The sequence below is a fragment of the Bradyrhizobium sp. P3_C3 genome, from assembly GCF_056402655.1.
This window is the reverse complement of sequence record NZ_JBFUGY010000022.1, coordinates 95,193-108,819: the sequence shown is the minus strand read 5'-3', so window position 1 is coordinate 108,819 and position 13,627 is coordinate 95,193. Positions and strand designations below refer to the sequence as shown.

Annotated in this window: 12 protein-coding genes; 2 read left to right on the top strand and 10 right to left on the bottom strand. The window is 65.0% G+C overall.

From position 1 onward, the window contains the following. Window positions 1-116: 116 nt before the first annotated feature. From rpe to AC1DW2_RS24320, 8 genes are all read right to left on the bottom strand, one after another. Window positions 117-854 (bottom strand): ribulose-phosphate 3-epimerase, encoded by a 738-nt coding sequence (gene rpe, locus AC1DW2_RS24355; RefSeq protein ID WP_477007285.1) that lies wholly within the window; start codon window positions 852-854, stop codon window positions 117-119. Beyond that, entirely contained in the window at window positions 851-1,786 is a 936-nt protein-coding gene (gene cbbX, locus AC1DW2_RS24350) for a CbbX protein (RefSeq protein ID WP_477007284.1), read from the bottom strand. The genes rpe and cbbX overlap by 4 nt, the downstream gene beginning before the upstream one ends. A gap of 99 nt (window positions 1,787-1,885) precedes the next feature. Beyond that, complete coding sequence (locus tag AC1DW2_RS24345) at window positions 1,886-2,293, bottom strand: ribulose bisphosphate carboxylase small subunit (protein ID WP_063984961.1); 408 nt, start codon at window positions 2,291-2,293, stop codon at window positions 1,886-1,888. 11 nt (window positions 2,294-2,304) lie between these two features. Further along, window positions 2,305-3,765, bottom strand: coding sequence for a form I ribulose bisphosphate carboxylase large subunit (locus tag AC1DW2_RS24340; protein ID WP_063984962.1), 1,461 nt, complete (start codon window positions 3,763-3,765; stop codon window positions 2,305-2,307). Between the two features lie 31 nt (window positions 3,766-3,796). Next, complete coding sequence (fba, locus tag AC1DW2_RS24335) at window positions 3,797-4,882, bottom strand: class II fructose-bisphosphate aldolase (RefSeq protein WP_063984963.1); 1,086 nt, start codon at window positions 4,880-4,882, stop codon at window positions 3,797-3,799. Window positions 4,883-4,896: 14 nt separating this feature from the next. Further along, window positions 4,897-6,918, bottom strand: a complete 2,022-nt coding sequence (tkt, locus tag AC1DW2_RS24330) for a transketolase (RefSeq protein WP_477007283.1) — start codon at window positions 6,916-6,918, stop codon at window positions 4,897-4,899. 16 nt (window positions 6,919-6,934) lie between these two features. Next, window positions 6,935-7,810 carry a phosphoribulokinase gene (locus AC1DW2_RS24325; protein ID WP_063984965.1) on the bottom strand — a complete coding sequence of 292 codons (876 nt, stop codon included), beginning with the start codon at window positions 7,808-7,810 and terminating at the stop codon, window positions 6,935-6,937. A 12-nt stretch (window positions 7,811-7,822) separates the two neighbouring features. Continuing rightward, the gene (locus AC1DW2_RS24320; protein ID WP_477007282.1) at window positions 7,823-8,860 is read right to left on the bottom strand and encodes a class 1 fructose-bisphosphatase; all 1,038 of its coding nucleotides are present in this window, start codon (window positions 8,858-8,860) and stop codon (window positions 7,823-7,825) included. A 119-nt stretch (window positions 8,861-8,979) separates the two neighbouring features. Here AC1DW2_RS24320 and AC1DW2_RS24315 point away from each other — a divergent pair, with 119 nt between their 5' ends. Further along, window positions 8,980-9,957 carry a LysR family transcriptional regulator gene (locus AC1DW2_RS24315; RefSeq protein WP_028148254.1) on the top strand — a complete coding sequence of 326 codons (978 nt, stop codon included), beginning with the start codon at window positions 8,980-8,982 and terminating at the stop codon, window positions 9,955-9,957. Window positions 9,958-10,342: 385 nt separating this feature from the next. Then, window positions 10,343-12,733 (top strand): TonB-dependent receptor, encoded by a 2,391-nt coding sequence (locus tag AC1DW2_RS24310; RefSeq protein ID WP_477007281.1) that lies wholly within the window; start codon window positions 10,343-10,345, stop codon window positions 12,731-12,733. An 83-nt stretch (window positions 12,734-12,816) separates the two neighbouring features. Here the strand turns inward: AC1DW2_RS24310 and AC1DW2_RS24305 are convergent, their stop codons facing one another. Continuing rightward, on the bottom strand, window positions 12,817-13,017 hold the full coding sequence (locus AC1DW2_RS24305; RefSeq protein ID WP_014497279.1) for a hypothetical protein: 201 nt from the start codon (window positions 13,015-13,017) through the stop codon (window positions 12,817-12,819). A gap of 139 nt (window positions 13,018-13,156) precedes the next feature. Continuing rightward, entirely contained in the window at window positions 13,157-13,576 is a 420-nt protein-coding gene (locus tag AC1DW2_RS24300) for a DUF4118 domain-containing protein (RefSeq protein WP_477007280.1), read from the bottom strand. Window positions 13,577-13,627 lie beyond the last annotated feature (51 nt).

Here is a 13,627-nt window from a genome sequence, read left to right as displayed (position 1 = left end):
CTCGCGCGAGGAAGGCCCGCTGCGCTGTGCGGCATGCCCTTTAGAACCTCGGACGGAATGGCACGCCATGGCACAACCAGTGCGACACCGGCTCTGCCACGCCTGTATGCCGTATTCTACCGGGTGAGCGCGGTCTCGCCGGCCCGGATCGTCTGCGCCGAACCATGTTGCAGCTTCGGAACCCTGCCGGCTTCCGCAGCAGCGCGGATGGCGGCGATGTTGCCCGCATAATCGGCGCTGCTCTTGCCGCGGAACACGGCCGATCCTGCCACGAGGGTGTCGGCGCCCGCGGCAGCCACGGCGGCGGCATTGTCGCGCGTGACACCGCCATCGACCTCGAGCCGGATCGGCCGGTCGCCGATCATGCTTCGAATGCGCCTGATCTTCCCGATCTGGGAGTCGAGGAAGGACTGACCGCCGAAGCCGGGATTGACCGTCATCACCAGCACGAGGTCGAGGCGATCAAGCACGTATTCGATCGCAGCTTCCGGTGTAGCCGGACACAGGCTGACACCAGCCTTCTTGCCGAGCGCGCGGATGGCCTGGAGCGAGCGGTCCAGATGTGGGCCGGCTTCGGCATGGACCGTGATGACGTCGGCGCCGGCCTTTGCGAACGCCTCCAGATAGGGATCAACAGGCGCGATCATCAGATGCACGTCAAAGATCTTCGCCGTCGCCGGCCGGATCGCTTTGATGACGTCGGCGCCATAGCTGATGTTCGGCACGAAATGTCCGTCCATGACGTCGCAGTGGATCCAGTCGGCGCCGGCAGTGTCAATAGCCCTGATCTCCTCGCCGAGACGCGCGAAATCGGCGGCCAGGATCGAAGGCGCGATGAGGATTTCTCTCGTCATGGCTTCGTACTCCTCTGCGCGTCCGCACCACCGCTGAAAACGCGGCTCGCAAGGACATCCATCGGATCGATCGTTTCGAGATCGGCGACGTCGAGCATACGGTTGAGATCGGAGACGAGGCGATCGGCCTGCCGCAGGCGGATGCGATCGACCGCGTTGCGGATCGAGCGCGCATTGGAGAAGAACGGCTGGGTCCGGCGCAGCGCGATGTATGTCTCGAACGCCTCGCGCGCGGCGGCCGAGAAGCGATAGCCGCGCTCCTTCAGCATCAGCTCGGCGATGACGAGAAGCTCGGCTTCCGCATAGTCCGGGAAGTCGATGTGATGGGCGATGCGCGAACGGAAGCCCGGGTTGGAGGCGAAGAAGCTCGTCATCCGCTCGCCATAGCCGGCGAGAATCACGACGAGGTCCTCGCGCTGATTCTCCATCACCTGGAGCAGGATCTCGATCGCCTCCTGGCCGTAATCGCGCTCGTTGTCGGGCCGGTGCAGATAGTAGGCCTCGTCGATGAACAACACGCCGCCCATCGCCTTCTTCAATATCTCCTTCGTCTTCGGCGCGGTATGGCCGATATACTGGCCGACGAGATCGTCGCGCGTCACCGAGATCACCTGCCCGCGCCGCACGAAACCGAGACCGTGCAGGATCTTCGCCATGCGCAGCGCCACCGTGGTCTTGCCCGTGCCGGGATTACCGGTGAACGACATGTGCAGCGTCGGTGGCGACGATGCCAGTCCCGCACGCTGGCGGATGCGCTCGATCAGCAGCAGTGACGCGATCTGGCGCACGCGGTTCTTGACCGGCCGGAGGCCGATCAGCTCCTGCTCAATCTGTTGCAGCGTGTCGGTGATCCCGGCCGCCTCGGCCTCCTTGCGGAGATCGAAACTGGTCTCGCTGGTTTCAGCGGTCGTCGCATGAGGAACATCAAGCATCGGCACCTCGAAGAAAAGAGCTTCGCCGCGGGGGGAGCGGCGAAGCAGTGGTCCGCCAAGGAAACGGAGCAGGGAGTGCTCCGCGCGGAGGAGAACGACTTAAGTCGACGCGTGTGCCGCCGGCCGGCGCACGGTGGTGTAGCGGATCGCACGTCCGCCCACCTCCTGCCGCACCAGATCGAACTCGGCTTCCTGCGGTGGGCGATTGACGAGGAACGAGATCCGCACCGATTCCCAGCCATGGCTGGAGTCGAATCCACTGATGCGGATGTAGCGGTCGCCGTAGACCCTGCGGCACTCGGCGAGCTCCATCATCACGCCGGCGGCGTCCTGGAGGTCGAACATCGGCAGGCCCCACATCTCCCAATAGGTGTTGCGGGGATGCGGATCGTCGGTGAACTCGATATTCACCGCCCAGCCATTGGCCAGGCAATACTGCACCTGCTTGGTGATCTGGTCGTCGGTCAGATCAGGCAGGAACGAGAAGCAGCCTTGGGTCAGTTTCATGTCAGAACTCCTCAAACGGTTTCCAGCGCGGTCGGCACGAAGTCCGGCGTGTCGGTGGATTGATAGTTGAAGCTGACGTCCTTCCAGACCTCGAGCGCAGCCTTCAGCGGCGTGCAGGTCTCCGCAGCCCTGGCCAGGATCTCCGGACCCTCATGGACGTAGTCGCGCCCCTCGTTGCGGGCGAGGATCATCGCCTCCAGCGCCACGCGGTTGGCGATCGCGCCAGCCGCAATGCCCATGGGATGGCCGATGGTGCCGCCGCCGAATTGCAGCACGACGTCCTCGCCAAGGAGATCGAGCAGCTGGTGCATCTGGCCGGCATGGATGCCGCCGGAGGCGACCGGCATCATCTTGTTCAGGCTCGCCCAGGACTGGTCGAAGAACAGGCCGTGCTCGAGCTTGGTCGGGTTGAAGTCTTCGCGGCAGACGTCGTAATAGCCGCGCGTGGTATTGGGATCGCCCTCGAGCTTGCCGACCACCGTGCCGGCGTGGATGTGGTCGACGCCGGCGAGCCGCATCCACTTCGCGATGACGCGGAACGACACGCCGTGGCTCTTCTGCCGCGTATAGGTCGAGTGACCGGCGCGATGCAGATGCAGGATCATGTCGTTGCGCCGTGCCCATTTCGCCATGGACTGGATCGCGGTGTAGCCGATCACGAGATCGATCATGACGATGCACGACCCGAGCTCTTTCGCGAACTCTGCGCGCTCGTACATGTCCTCCATCGTCCCCGCGGTGATGTTTAGGTACGTGCCCTTCACCTCGCCGGACGCCGCCTGCGCGCGATTCACGGCCTCCATGCAATAGAGGAAGCGGTCACGCCAATGCATGAAGGGCTGCGAGTTGATGTTCTCGTCGTCCTTGGTGAAGTCGAGCCCGCCCTTGAGCGCCTCGTAAACCACGCGGCCATAGTTGCGCCCGGACAAGCCGAGCTTCGGCTTCACCGTCGCGCCCAGCAACGGCCGGCCGAACTTGTCGAGCCGCTCACGCTCGACCACGATGCCGGTCGCCGGCCCCTGGAACGTCTTCACATAGGCGACCGGGAAGCGCATGTCCTCCAGACGCAGCGCCTTCAGCGGCTTGAAGCCGAACACGTTGCCGATGATCGAGGCCGACAGGTTGGCGATCGAGCCGGGCTCGAACAGGTCGAGGTCGTAGGCGATGTAGGCGAAGTACGAGCCCGGCGTGCCGGGCACCGGATCGACGCGGTAGCACTTTGCGCGATACTTCTCCGCAGCGGTCAGGCGATCGGTCCACACCACCGTCCAGGTCGCGGTCGAGGATTCGCCGGCAACCGCCGCTGACGCCTCGATGGGGTCCACGCCCTCCTGCGGCGTCACGCGGAACAGCGCGATGACATCGGTGTCCTTCGGCGTGTAGTCGGGCTCCCAATAGCCCATGCGCGCGTATTCCATCGTGCCCGATCGATAGCGCTCTTTGCCCCGGACGGTTCCTGCGTGTGCATTCATGGCTCTCTCCTGCTCTTCTCTCTCTGAATGATTAGGCGGCGACCGACTCGCGGGCGCCGATGCGCGGGTCGAGCTCGCCGGCGCGATAGCGCCGCGCCATCTCGCTCAAGGGAATGACCTTGATCTTGCTGGCGTGGCCCGCGGTGCCGAACTGCTCGAAGCGATCGCGGCAGAGCTCGCGCATCGCATCCATCGCAGGCTTGAGGAATTTGCGCGGATCGAACTCGGAGCGCGTTTGCGCGGCGACCTTGCGGAACACCGCTGTCATCGCCAGGCGACAGTCGGTGTCGATGTTGACCTTTCGCACACCGCTCTTGATGCCGCGGACGATCTCCTCCACCGGCACGCCCCAGGTCTGCGGCATCTCACCGCCGAACTGATTGAACATGTCCTGGAGCGGCTGCGGCACCGAGGAGGAACCATGCATCACAAGATGCGTGTTCGGCAGGCGGCGGTGAATCTCCTCGACCACCCGCATCGCCAGGATGTCGCCATCAGGCTTGCGGCTGAACTTGTAGGCGCCGTGGGACGTGCCCATCGCGATCGCGAGCGCATCGACCTTGGTGGCGCGGACGAAGTCAACGGCCTGGTCGGGATCGGTGAGGAGCTGATCGTGGCTGACCTTGCCCTCGACGCCGTGGCCGTCCTCCTGCTCGCCGCCGCCATGTTCGAGCGAGCCGAGCACGCCGAGCTCGCCTTCGACGGAGGCGCCCACCCAATGCGCGAGATCGACGACGCGGCGGGTGATGTCGACATTGTAGTCGTAATCGGCGGCGGTCTTGGCGTCGGCCTTGAGCGAGCCGTCCATCATGACCGAGGTGAAGCCGTGGGCGATGGCGGAGGCGCAGGTCGCCTCGTCATTGCCGTGGTCCTGGTGCATGCAGAGCGGAATGTCCGGATAGGTCCGCTCCAGCGCGTCGATCATGTGCGAGAGCATGAGATCGCCGGCATAGCTGCGCGCGCCGCGCGAGGCCTGGATGATCACGGGCGCATCGACCTCGGCCGCGGCCTGCATGATCGCAATACCCTGCTCCATGTTGTTGATGTTGAACGCCGGCACCGCGTAGCCGTGGTTGGCGGCGTGATCGAGCAGCTGACGAAGGGTGATACGGGCCACGAAAGTTCCTCCTGTTATGGCTTGCCGGCGCGGGTGATCGCCCGCCGGGCGGCTTCGGCAACGCTTTGCGGCGTGATGCCGAATTCGCGGTAGAGCACGGGCGCCGGCGCAGACGCGCCGAAGCCGCGCATGCCGACGAACTCGCCGTCAGTGCCAATCCAACGATGCCAATCGCCGGCGACTGCGGCCTCGATGCCGACGCGCGGGGCGGTGCCGAGCACACAGGCGCGGTAGTCCTCCGGCTGTTCCTCGAACAGCGCGAAGCATGGCGCGGAGACCACGGCGGCGCGGATATGTTCCGTCGCGAGCAGGCGAGCGGCTTCCAGCGCGATCGAGACTTCGGAGCCGGTCGCCATCAACGTGACGTCGCGACCGCCGTCCGGCGAGACGATGAGGTAGGCGCCGCGCGCGACACGGTTCCTGCCGCGCACGTCGCTGCGGAATGTCGGCAGCGCCTGACGCGACAGACACAGCACGGAGGGGCGATCTTCCGCCTCGAGCGCGCAGTCCCAGGCTTCCAGCGTCTCGACCGCGTCGGCGGGGCGGAACACCAGAAGATTCGGGATGACGCGTAGCGCCGCGAGATGCTCGACGGGCTGATGCGTGGGACCGTCCTCGCCAAGACCGATGGAGTCGTGGGTCATCACATGGATGACGCGCAGCCGCATCAGGGCCGCAAGACGGATCGCCGGCCGGCTGTAGTCGGAGAAGGCGAGAAAGGTGCCGCCATAGGGAATGAATCCGCCGTGCAACGCGAGGCCATTCATCGCGGCGGCCATGCCGTGCTCACGAATTCCGTAGTGGATGTAGCCGCCGGCAAACGCCCCACGCGTCACGGGGGTCTGCGCTTTGGCGTGCGTGAGGTTCGAATGCGTCAGGTCCGCCGAGCCGCCGACCAGTCCGGGAATTGTCCCGGCGATGCCGTCGAGCACCTGCTGCGAGGCTTGCCGCGTCGCCAGCTTCGGACGCTCGCTGGCAAAGCGCTCGCGCAATTTCGCCGAGGCCTGGGCATAGGCCTCCGGCAGGGCAACGGCCTTGCCCTCGATGAACAGTTCGCGCTGCGCGGCCGTCGCGCATTCGTAGCGGTCGAGCCATGCAAGACGCTCGACCTGCCCGCGCTGTCCGATCATCCGCCATGCCTTGAGGATCGGGATCGGCACCACGAAGGGCTGATAGTCCCAGCCGAGCGTGCGCCGCGCCGCTGCCGTCTGCTCGGTGCCGAGCGGCGCACCATGCGCCTTCTCGGTGCCCTGGCGGTCCGGCGCGCCATAGCCGATGATGGTGCGGCAGGCGATCAGCGACGGCTTTGTGCTCTCACGCTCTTCGGCAATCGCCTGCGCAACCGCTTCGGGGTCGTGGCCGTCGACACGGCGGACCGACCAGCCGGACGCCGCGAAGCGCGCGAGCTGATCATCGGAAGTGGCCAGCGAGGTCGGCCCGTCGATGGAGATGCCGTTGTCGTCGAACAGCACGATCAGCCGGCCGAGCTGGAGATGACCGGCGAGCGAGATCGCCTCCTGGCTGATGCCTTCCATCAGGCAGCCGTCGCCCGCGATCACATAGGTGAAGTGATCGACCAGGCCGTCGCCGTGCCGTGCATTGGCCATGCGCTCGGCGAGCGCCATGCCGACCGCGGTCGCGATCCCCTGCCCCAGCGGGCCGGTCGTGGTCTCGACACCAGGCGTGTGGCCGTATTCCGGATGGCCCGGCGTCTTCGAGCCCCACTGCCGGAACGCCTTGATGTCGTCGAGGCTGACGTCGCCGCCGGTGAGATGCAGCAGCGCATAGAGCAGCATCGAACCGTGCCCCGCCGACAGCACGAAGCGGTCGCGATCCGGCCAGTTCGGGTGTGCGGAGTCGAACTTGAGGAACCGTGAGAACAGCACGGTTGCGACGTCGGCCATGCCCATCGGCAGGCCGGGATGGCCGGACTGCGAGGTCTCGATGGCGTCGACCGCGAGGAAGCGGACAGCGTTGGCGAGATCGTTGTGCGTGACTGCCGTGATGTCGGCTTCAGCGTGGACGGAGATGTTCATCGGATTCTCTCCCTGTTCACTTCAGATTTCGCTTGCGCTCGATCAGCTGCATGATCAGCGGCGTCAGGATCAGCTGCATCGCCAGATCGAGCTTCGCGCCGGGACACACGATGGAGTTCGCGCGGGACATCCAGCTGTGGGGAAGCATCGACAGCAGATAGGGAAAGTCGATGCCGCGCGGGTTCTTGAAGCGGATCACGACCATCGATTCGTCCGGCGTCGGGATCCAGCGCGCGATGAACGGATTGGAGGTGTCCACCGTCGGCACGCGCTGGAAGTTGATGTCGGTCTCGGTGAATTGCGGGCAGATGTAGTGGATGTAGTCGGGCATCCGCCGCAGGATGGTGTCGGTGACGGCCTCGGTCGAATAGCCGCGGGCGCTGCGGTCGCGGTGCAGCTTCTGGATCCATTCGAGATTGATGACCGGCACGACGCCGATCTTGAGATCGGCGTAGCGCGCGACATTGACCTTGTCGGTGACGACGGCGCCGTGCAGGCCCTCGTAGAACAACAGGTCCGAGTTTTCCGGCAGCCGCTCCCACTCGGTGAAGGTCCCGGGCGCCGTACCGTGCAGTGCGGACTCCTCGGCATCATGGACATAGTGCCGCGTCGTCGCGGTGCCGGTCTCGCCATAGTCGCGGAAGGCACGCTCCAGCTCCTCGAACAGGTTGGTCTCGGGGCTGAAATGGCTGAAATGCTTGTTGCCGCGTTCGGCCTCCTGCGCCATCTGCGTGCGCATCTCGGCACGATCATAGCGATGGAAGGCGTCGCCCTCGATGTAGACGGCGTTGACCTTCTCGCGGAAGAAGATCTGCTCGAACGTCTTCTTGACCGAGGTGGTGCCGGCGCCGGAGGAGCCGGTGATGGAGATGATCGGATGCTTCCTGGACATGGGTCGCCTCGCTCACAGCCGGAAGAAGCCGCGCCGCGCGAACAGCGGTGCGGAGATGCTGGCGACCAGCAGCGGATCGCAATGCAGTTCCTCGACGCGCTGCACCTCGTTGCTCGAGCCCATGATCAGCGGCACGCGCTGGTGCAGGCTCTGCGCCGATAGCTCGAGGATGCGCTCGCGCCCGGTCGTGGCGGAGCCGCCGGCCTGTTCGATGATCATGGCCATCGGGTGCGCCTCGTAGGTGAGGCGCAGGCGGCCGTCGCCATAGCCGGGGCGCGCGTCCGAGGGATAGAGGAACACGCCGCCGCGGGTGAGTATTCGGTAAGCCTCCGCAACCAGCGAGCCGATCCAGCGCATGTTGAAATTGTGGTTGGCGGGCCCTTCGACGCCGGCAAGACATTCGTCGACGAAGGCGCGGACCGGCGTATCCCAGTGGCGGCGGTTCGACGCATTGATCGCGAATTCTTCGCACGTCTCGGAGATCTGCACGGCGCCGCGCGCGAGGCGGAAGCAGCCCGCCCTGCGGTCGAGCGTGAAGATGTCGACGCCGTCGCCGAGCGTGAGCACCAGTGAGGTCTGCGGCCCATAGGTGACGAACCCCGCGGCAAGCTGCGCCGAGCCGCGCTGATGGAAGGCGAGAGCCAGGTCATCCGGGGCGGGCAGGATCGAGAAGATCGTGCCGACGGTCATGTTGATGTCGATGTTGGAGGAGCCGTCGAGCGGATCGATCGCGACGCAGATTTTTGCCTCGCGGTCGCCGATTTGCGGCTCGCGCATCTCCTCCGACGCCAGCGCCGCGATTGGCAGCCTGCTGAGACAGCGGCGGAGGATCGCATCGGCCTGGAGGTCGAGATCGCGCTGGAGATCGCCGTCGCTGTTGCGGCCGGTGGTCAGGCCCGATGCGTCCGCGAAATCGCCGGTAGCGATGAGGTCGGCGATCTCGATCGCCGCCGCCGCGATGGCGTCGACTGCGGCTGCCACGGCCAGCGCATGCGGCGCCGTCTCGGAATACCGTTGAAGGTGGTCGTCCAACCTGAGTTGCCCGGTCATCTGCGTCCATCCCCTTGCGGGCGCCGCATCCAGTTCCCTCCCCGCTGGAGGTCGGTGCGGTCGGTCCCAACACGAGGAGATTGACAGGGGCAGCTTAATAAGGAAAATTTCTATTCATAATGAGCGCCAAAGAATTTTCTTATAATGGCCCCGGCCACGCAGCGGCCCAGCTCCGGCATCTGACGATCCGGCAACTCCGCTCGCTTGCGGCGCTCTCGGCGAAGGGCAGCGTCACGGCGGCCTCGAGCCAGCTCGGCCTGACCCAGCCAGCCGTCACCCAGCAGCTCCGGCAGCTTCAGGACCTCGCCGGCCTGCCGCTGGTGCAGCGGACCGGCGACGGTATGCTGCTGACGGAGGCTGGCAAGGAGGTGCTGGCGCTCGCCGAACGCGTCGAGGCCGCGATCATGGACTGCCAGGGCGCGCTCGATCTGCTCGCTGGACGGACCGGCGGCACGGTGCATCTCGGCGCGGTGTCGACCGCGAAGTATTTCGTGCCGCATGCGATCGCGGCGTTCTCGAAGCGGCATCCGAAGATCGAGATCAAGCTCACGATCGGCAATCGCGAGGAGATCCGCGAGGCCATGCACGGCTACGATCTCGATTTCGCCGTGATGGGTCGGCCACCGGCCGACGTCAGCGTCGACGTGCGTCAGCTCGGTCGCAATCCGCACATCATCGTCGCGCGCAAGGGACACTGGCTTGGGAAGGATTCCGGCCTCAACCTGACCGACCTCGTGCACGAGACCTTCCTCACCCGCGAGCCCGGGTCAGGGACCCGCACGCTGATGGAAGGCATGTTCCAGAGATCGGATCTCGAGCCGATCATCGGCATGGAGATGAGCAGCAACGAGACTATCAAGCAGGCCGTCATCGCCGGGCTCGGCATCGCCTTCATCTCGGCCCACACGGTGGCGCATGAGCTCGCCGAAGGTCGTCTCATCGTGCTCGATGTCGCGGGCCTTCCGATCGTCCGGCAATGGTACGTGATCCGCCGCAGCGACAAGGTGCTGCTGCCACCGGCGCAGGCGATGTTCGATTTCCTGGGCTCCGAGGGCTCGAACTATTTGCCCGACGTGCCCGAGTTCGGCGGGCAATAGCCTGCCGATACTCACCCCATCAGCTTCATCGCAACCGTCGCCGCCAGAATGACGATGATCTGGAGCAGACGCTCCGTCGTGAAGACACGGTTGAAGGTGGTCATCGCTGGTCCCGGCCGACGTAGGAGATCTCGATCGGTCTGGTGCTAGCACACGCGGGCGCCGAGATAACTCCGTAGTCGCCACGGATCCTGCCGGCGCGCCGAAACATGTGATCGCCTGGAACCCGACAAGTTTCGAACGATTCAAATCATCCTGCGCGGAATGGCCGCACGGTCACTTTGTTCATGCACACAGTGACTTCACGTGCACGGATGCTCCTTGCCCGCATCCGGCCGTGCAATGGGGAATCCGGGCGAGTTTTGAAAGAGTCAGGGAGGGCGCGATGAACCACATCGCCGCCGCGGGAGAGCTTTTGTCTGCCGCAAGCTACATGTCCAAGCGCAATTTTTCGGGTATCGGAGGCGTGTTGACCGCGCTGATGACGTCAGCTGCGTTCTTCGCCAGTCCGCAGGCCTTTGCGCAATCCTCGCCGGCACAAGGCGTGACGATTCCATCCGTCACCGTGACCGCGCCGGAAGCACAGCGCCGCACCAATCCCGCTTCGGCCGTACGCCGGTCGAGCGGCACGCGGAGCCGCCGGACGCAAACAGCACGGCGGCCGGGGACGACCGCCGCGCCACAACCCTTCATGCCATCGCAGGACGCGCGCACCGGCACCGTCGGCTATTTCGCCAACAGCACCTCCGTCGCCACCAAGTCCAACACGCCGATCGTCAACATCCCGCAATCGCTTTCCGTCATCACCCAGCAGCAGATCCGCGACCAGAATTATCAGGGCTTGACCGATGTCACGCGCTACGTCCCGAGCGTCGCCGTCCATCAGGGCGAAGGCAATCGCGACGAGCTCGTCATCCGCGGAGTCGATTCCAGCGCGAACTTCTTCGTCAACGGCTTTCGTGACGACGTGCAATATTTCCGCGACCTGTACAACGCGCAAAGCATCGAGGTGCTGAAGGGCCCGAGCGCCCTGACCTTCGGCCGCGGCGCCGGCGGCGGCGTGCTCAACCGCACCCTCAAGGAGGCCGATGGCACCCGCATCTACCAGGCGACGGGGCAGACGGGCTCGTGGGGCGACCGGCGCATCACGCTCGATGCAGGACAAGCCATCAATGAGAACGTCGCCGCCCGGCTGAACGTGTTCTACGAGGGCAGCGATGCGTTCCGCGACTTCAACCATCTCGAACGCTACGGCATTAACCCGACCGTTACGCTGAAGCCCGACGACTTCACCAAGATCAAGCTGTCCTACGAATATTACCACGACGGCCGCACCGCCGATCGCGGCAATCCCTCGCAGAGCCTTCCCGGCGGCGTCACGCGATTCAATCCGACGACACCGTTCGCGCCGAACGGCAATCTTCAGACCTTCTTCGGCAGCCCCAGCCTCAACACCGCGCAGGCGACCGTGCAGACCGGCATGGCGATCATCGAGCACGACTTCCAGAACGGACTGTCGGTGCGCAACGGCACGATGGCGGCCGACTACCAGAAGTTCTACCAGAACGTCTATCCGACCGGCGGGCCGCTCGCCGGCGCCGTCAACGCAGCCGACACCGCGGTCAACCTTGGCGCCTATCAGCACACGACCAACCGCGACAACGTCTTCAACCAGACCGACTTCACCTACAGGGGCTGGACCGGCCCGATCGCGCACACGGTGGGCTTCGGCACCGAGTTCGGCCGCCAGACCGGCGTCGATATCCGCAACACCGGCGTCTTCCCGAACGGTACCAACACGATCGTGCAGAACCCGTTCGCGCCGACCTATTTCGGGCCGGTCAACTTCGTTCACCACTTCACCGGCACCAACACCGACGGCGTCACGACACCGGATTCGAACAGCAAATATGCGCTCAACGTCGAGTCCGGCTACCTGCGCGACACCATCGAATTCTCGCGCGCGTTCCAGCTCATCGTGGGCACGCGGTTCGACCGCTTCGAGATGTCGGCCCTGGACATGAACACCAACTTCAACCGCAATCGCACCGACAATCTGGTCTCGCCGCAAGCGGCCGTGCTTCTCAAGCCGATGGAGACGATGTCGGTCTACACCGCCTACAGCATCTCCTATTTGCCCGCCTCCGGCGACCAGTTCTCCTCGCTCAACGACGGCACGCTGATCCTCCAGCCGCAGAAGTTCGAGAACACCGAGGTCGGCATGAAGTGGAACATCAATCCGAGGCTGCTGTTCTCGACCGCGATCTACAATCTCAACCGCACCAACCAGCCGATCGCGGACGGCAACAATCCCGGCTTCTTCCTGCCCTCCGGCAGCACGCTGACGCGCGGCTTCGAGGCGAGCCTCGTCGGCTACGTCACCGAGCAATGGCAGTCCACGCTCGGTTATGCCTATACCGATGCGAAGATCACCAGCGCGACGTCGGCGACCGTGGTGCCGGGCAATCGCGTGCAGCTCGTGCCGTACAATCAGTTCGCCTGGTGGAACAAGTACCAGTTCACGCCGATGTGGGCGGCCGCGCTCGGCATCATCTATTTCGGCGATTCCTTTGCATCGTCGGATGACACGGTGAGACTGCCGAGCTTCGTGCGCTTCGATGCCGGCGTCTACGCCACGATCGATGCCAACTGGCGGGCGCAGCTCACGGTCGAGAACATCTTCAACCGCGGCTATTGGGCGTCCGCCGACGGCAACAACAACATCTCGCCCGGCCAGGGCCGCACCGTGAGGGTTCAGGCGAGCTACCGGTTCTGACGGCTATGGCGCGAACGTCTGCGTCCCATCACGGGTCGTTCGCGCCGTTCGTCATCGATACGAATACCTCTGATGGTTAACGATCAGGCGGCGCGCTGGACGGCGGCGTAATCCGCGCGCGCGGCGAAATAGGCTTCCAGCTCCGACAGCGCCCGCGCTTCCCACTCGCTCGCCTGCTCCAGAAGCGACCAGCTCTGGCCCGGGCGGAATGCAGCGGTCTGGCGATAGAGCGATGCGATGCCGCGATAGCGGCGCACGTTCTCAAAGATGGCGTGACCGTTCATGTCCAAAAACTCCCTCGTCATTCTCGGGGGAGAAATTGCGGCCAAATCTTTTTCGAAAAGTTAGCGGCGCGCACCAAGCTCGCGGATGGTTGCCGGACTGTTGCGCCGGCGCAACGCGCCGCTTCCGCGCGAAGCGGATTCATTGCGAATTCGTTGCCGTGCTCTCGCCCGAGGGCTTCAGCCCGCCGCGGCTGATCATTGCCATCGTCTCGCGGCAGAGATCGGCAAGGCCGATCAAGAGCACCGCGAGCAGGCAGAACAGGTTGATGGAATCCGCGCCCGCGCTGGAGAGCGGCATGAACTGGAAGAACGGCGGGATGAACGCCCACCACACCAGCGGAACGGTAAGCAGCGCGGCGAACACCGCCGCCGGCGCGCCCGCGACGACCCCGAGCACGAACAGGCTGGGCAGGAACGCCGCGAAATAGAGCTTCGCGCCGAGTGCGACGCAGACGCCTTGAAGCGCGGCCGACACGGCGACGACGACAAATCCGAGCAGAAACGCCTGCCACGACCATGGCCGTACCCGCGGTACGCCAACCAGTCCCGCACGCCTCATCAGCCTCCCCCTGCCGCCCGTTAACCGGGCTCGCTTGCGACCAAAGTACTA

Excerpts from the sequence above, each read along its gene's own strand:
- rpe (WP_477007285.1), bottom strand. The coding sequence starts at position 854 with ATGACGAGAGAAATCCTCATCGCGCCTTCGATCCTGGCCGCCGATTTC.
- cbbX (WP_477007284.1), bottom strand. The coding sequence starts at position 1,786 with ATGCTTGATGTTCCTCATGCGACGACCGCTGAAACCAGCGAGACCAGT.
- AC1DW2_RS24345 (WP_063984961.1), bottom strand. The coding sequence starts at position 2,293 with ATGAAACTGACCCAAGGCTGCTTCTCGTTCCTGCCTGATCTGACCGAC.
- AC1DW2_RS24340 (WP_063984962.1), bottom strand. The coding sequence starts at position 3,765 with ATGAATGCACACGCAGGAACCGTCCGGGGCAAAGAGCGCTATCGATCG.
- tkt (WP_477007283.1), bottom strand. The coding sequence starts at position 6,918 with ATGAACATCTCCGTCCACGCTGAAGCCGACATCACGGCAGTCACGCAC.
- AC1DW2_RS24325 (WP_063984965.1), bottom strand. The coding sequence starts at position 7,810 with ATGTCCAGGAAGCATCCGATCATCTCCATCACCGGCTCCTCCGGCGCC.
- AC1DW2_RS24320 (WP_477007282.1), bottom strand. The coding sequence starts at position 8,860 with ATGACCGGGCAACTCAGGTTGGACGACCACCTTCAACGGTATTCCGAG.
- AC1DW2_RS24315 (WP_028148254.1), top strand. The coding sequence starts at position 8,980 with ATGAGCGCCAAAGAATTTTCTTATAATGGCCCCGGCCACGCAGCGGCC.
- AC1DW2_RS24310 (WP_477007281.1), top strand. The coding sequence starts at position 10,343 with ATGAACCACATCGCCGCCGCGGGAGAGCTTTTGTCTGCCGCAAGCTAC.
- AC1DW2_RS24305 (WP_014497279.1), bottom strand. The coding sequence starts at position 13,017 with ATGAACGGTCACGCCATCTTTGAGAACGTGCGCCGCTATCGCGGCATC.
- AC1DW2_RS24300 (WP_477007280.1), bottom strand. The coding sequence starts at position 13,576 with ATGAGGCGTGCGGGACTGGTTGGCGTACCGCGGGTACGGCCATGGTCG.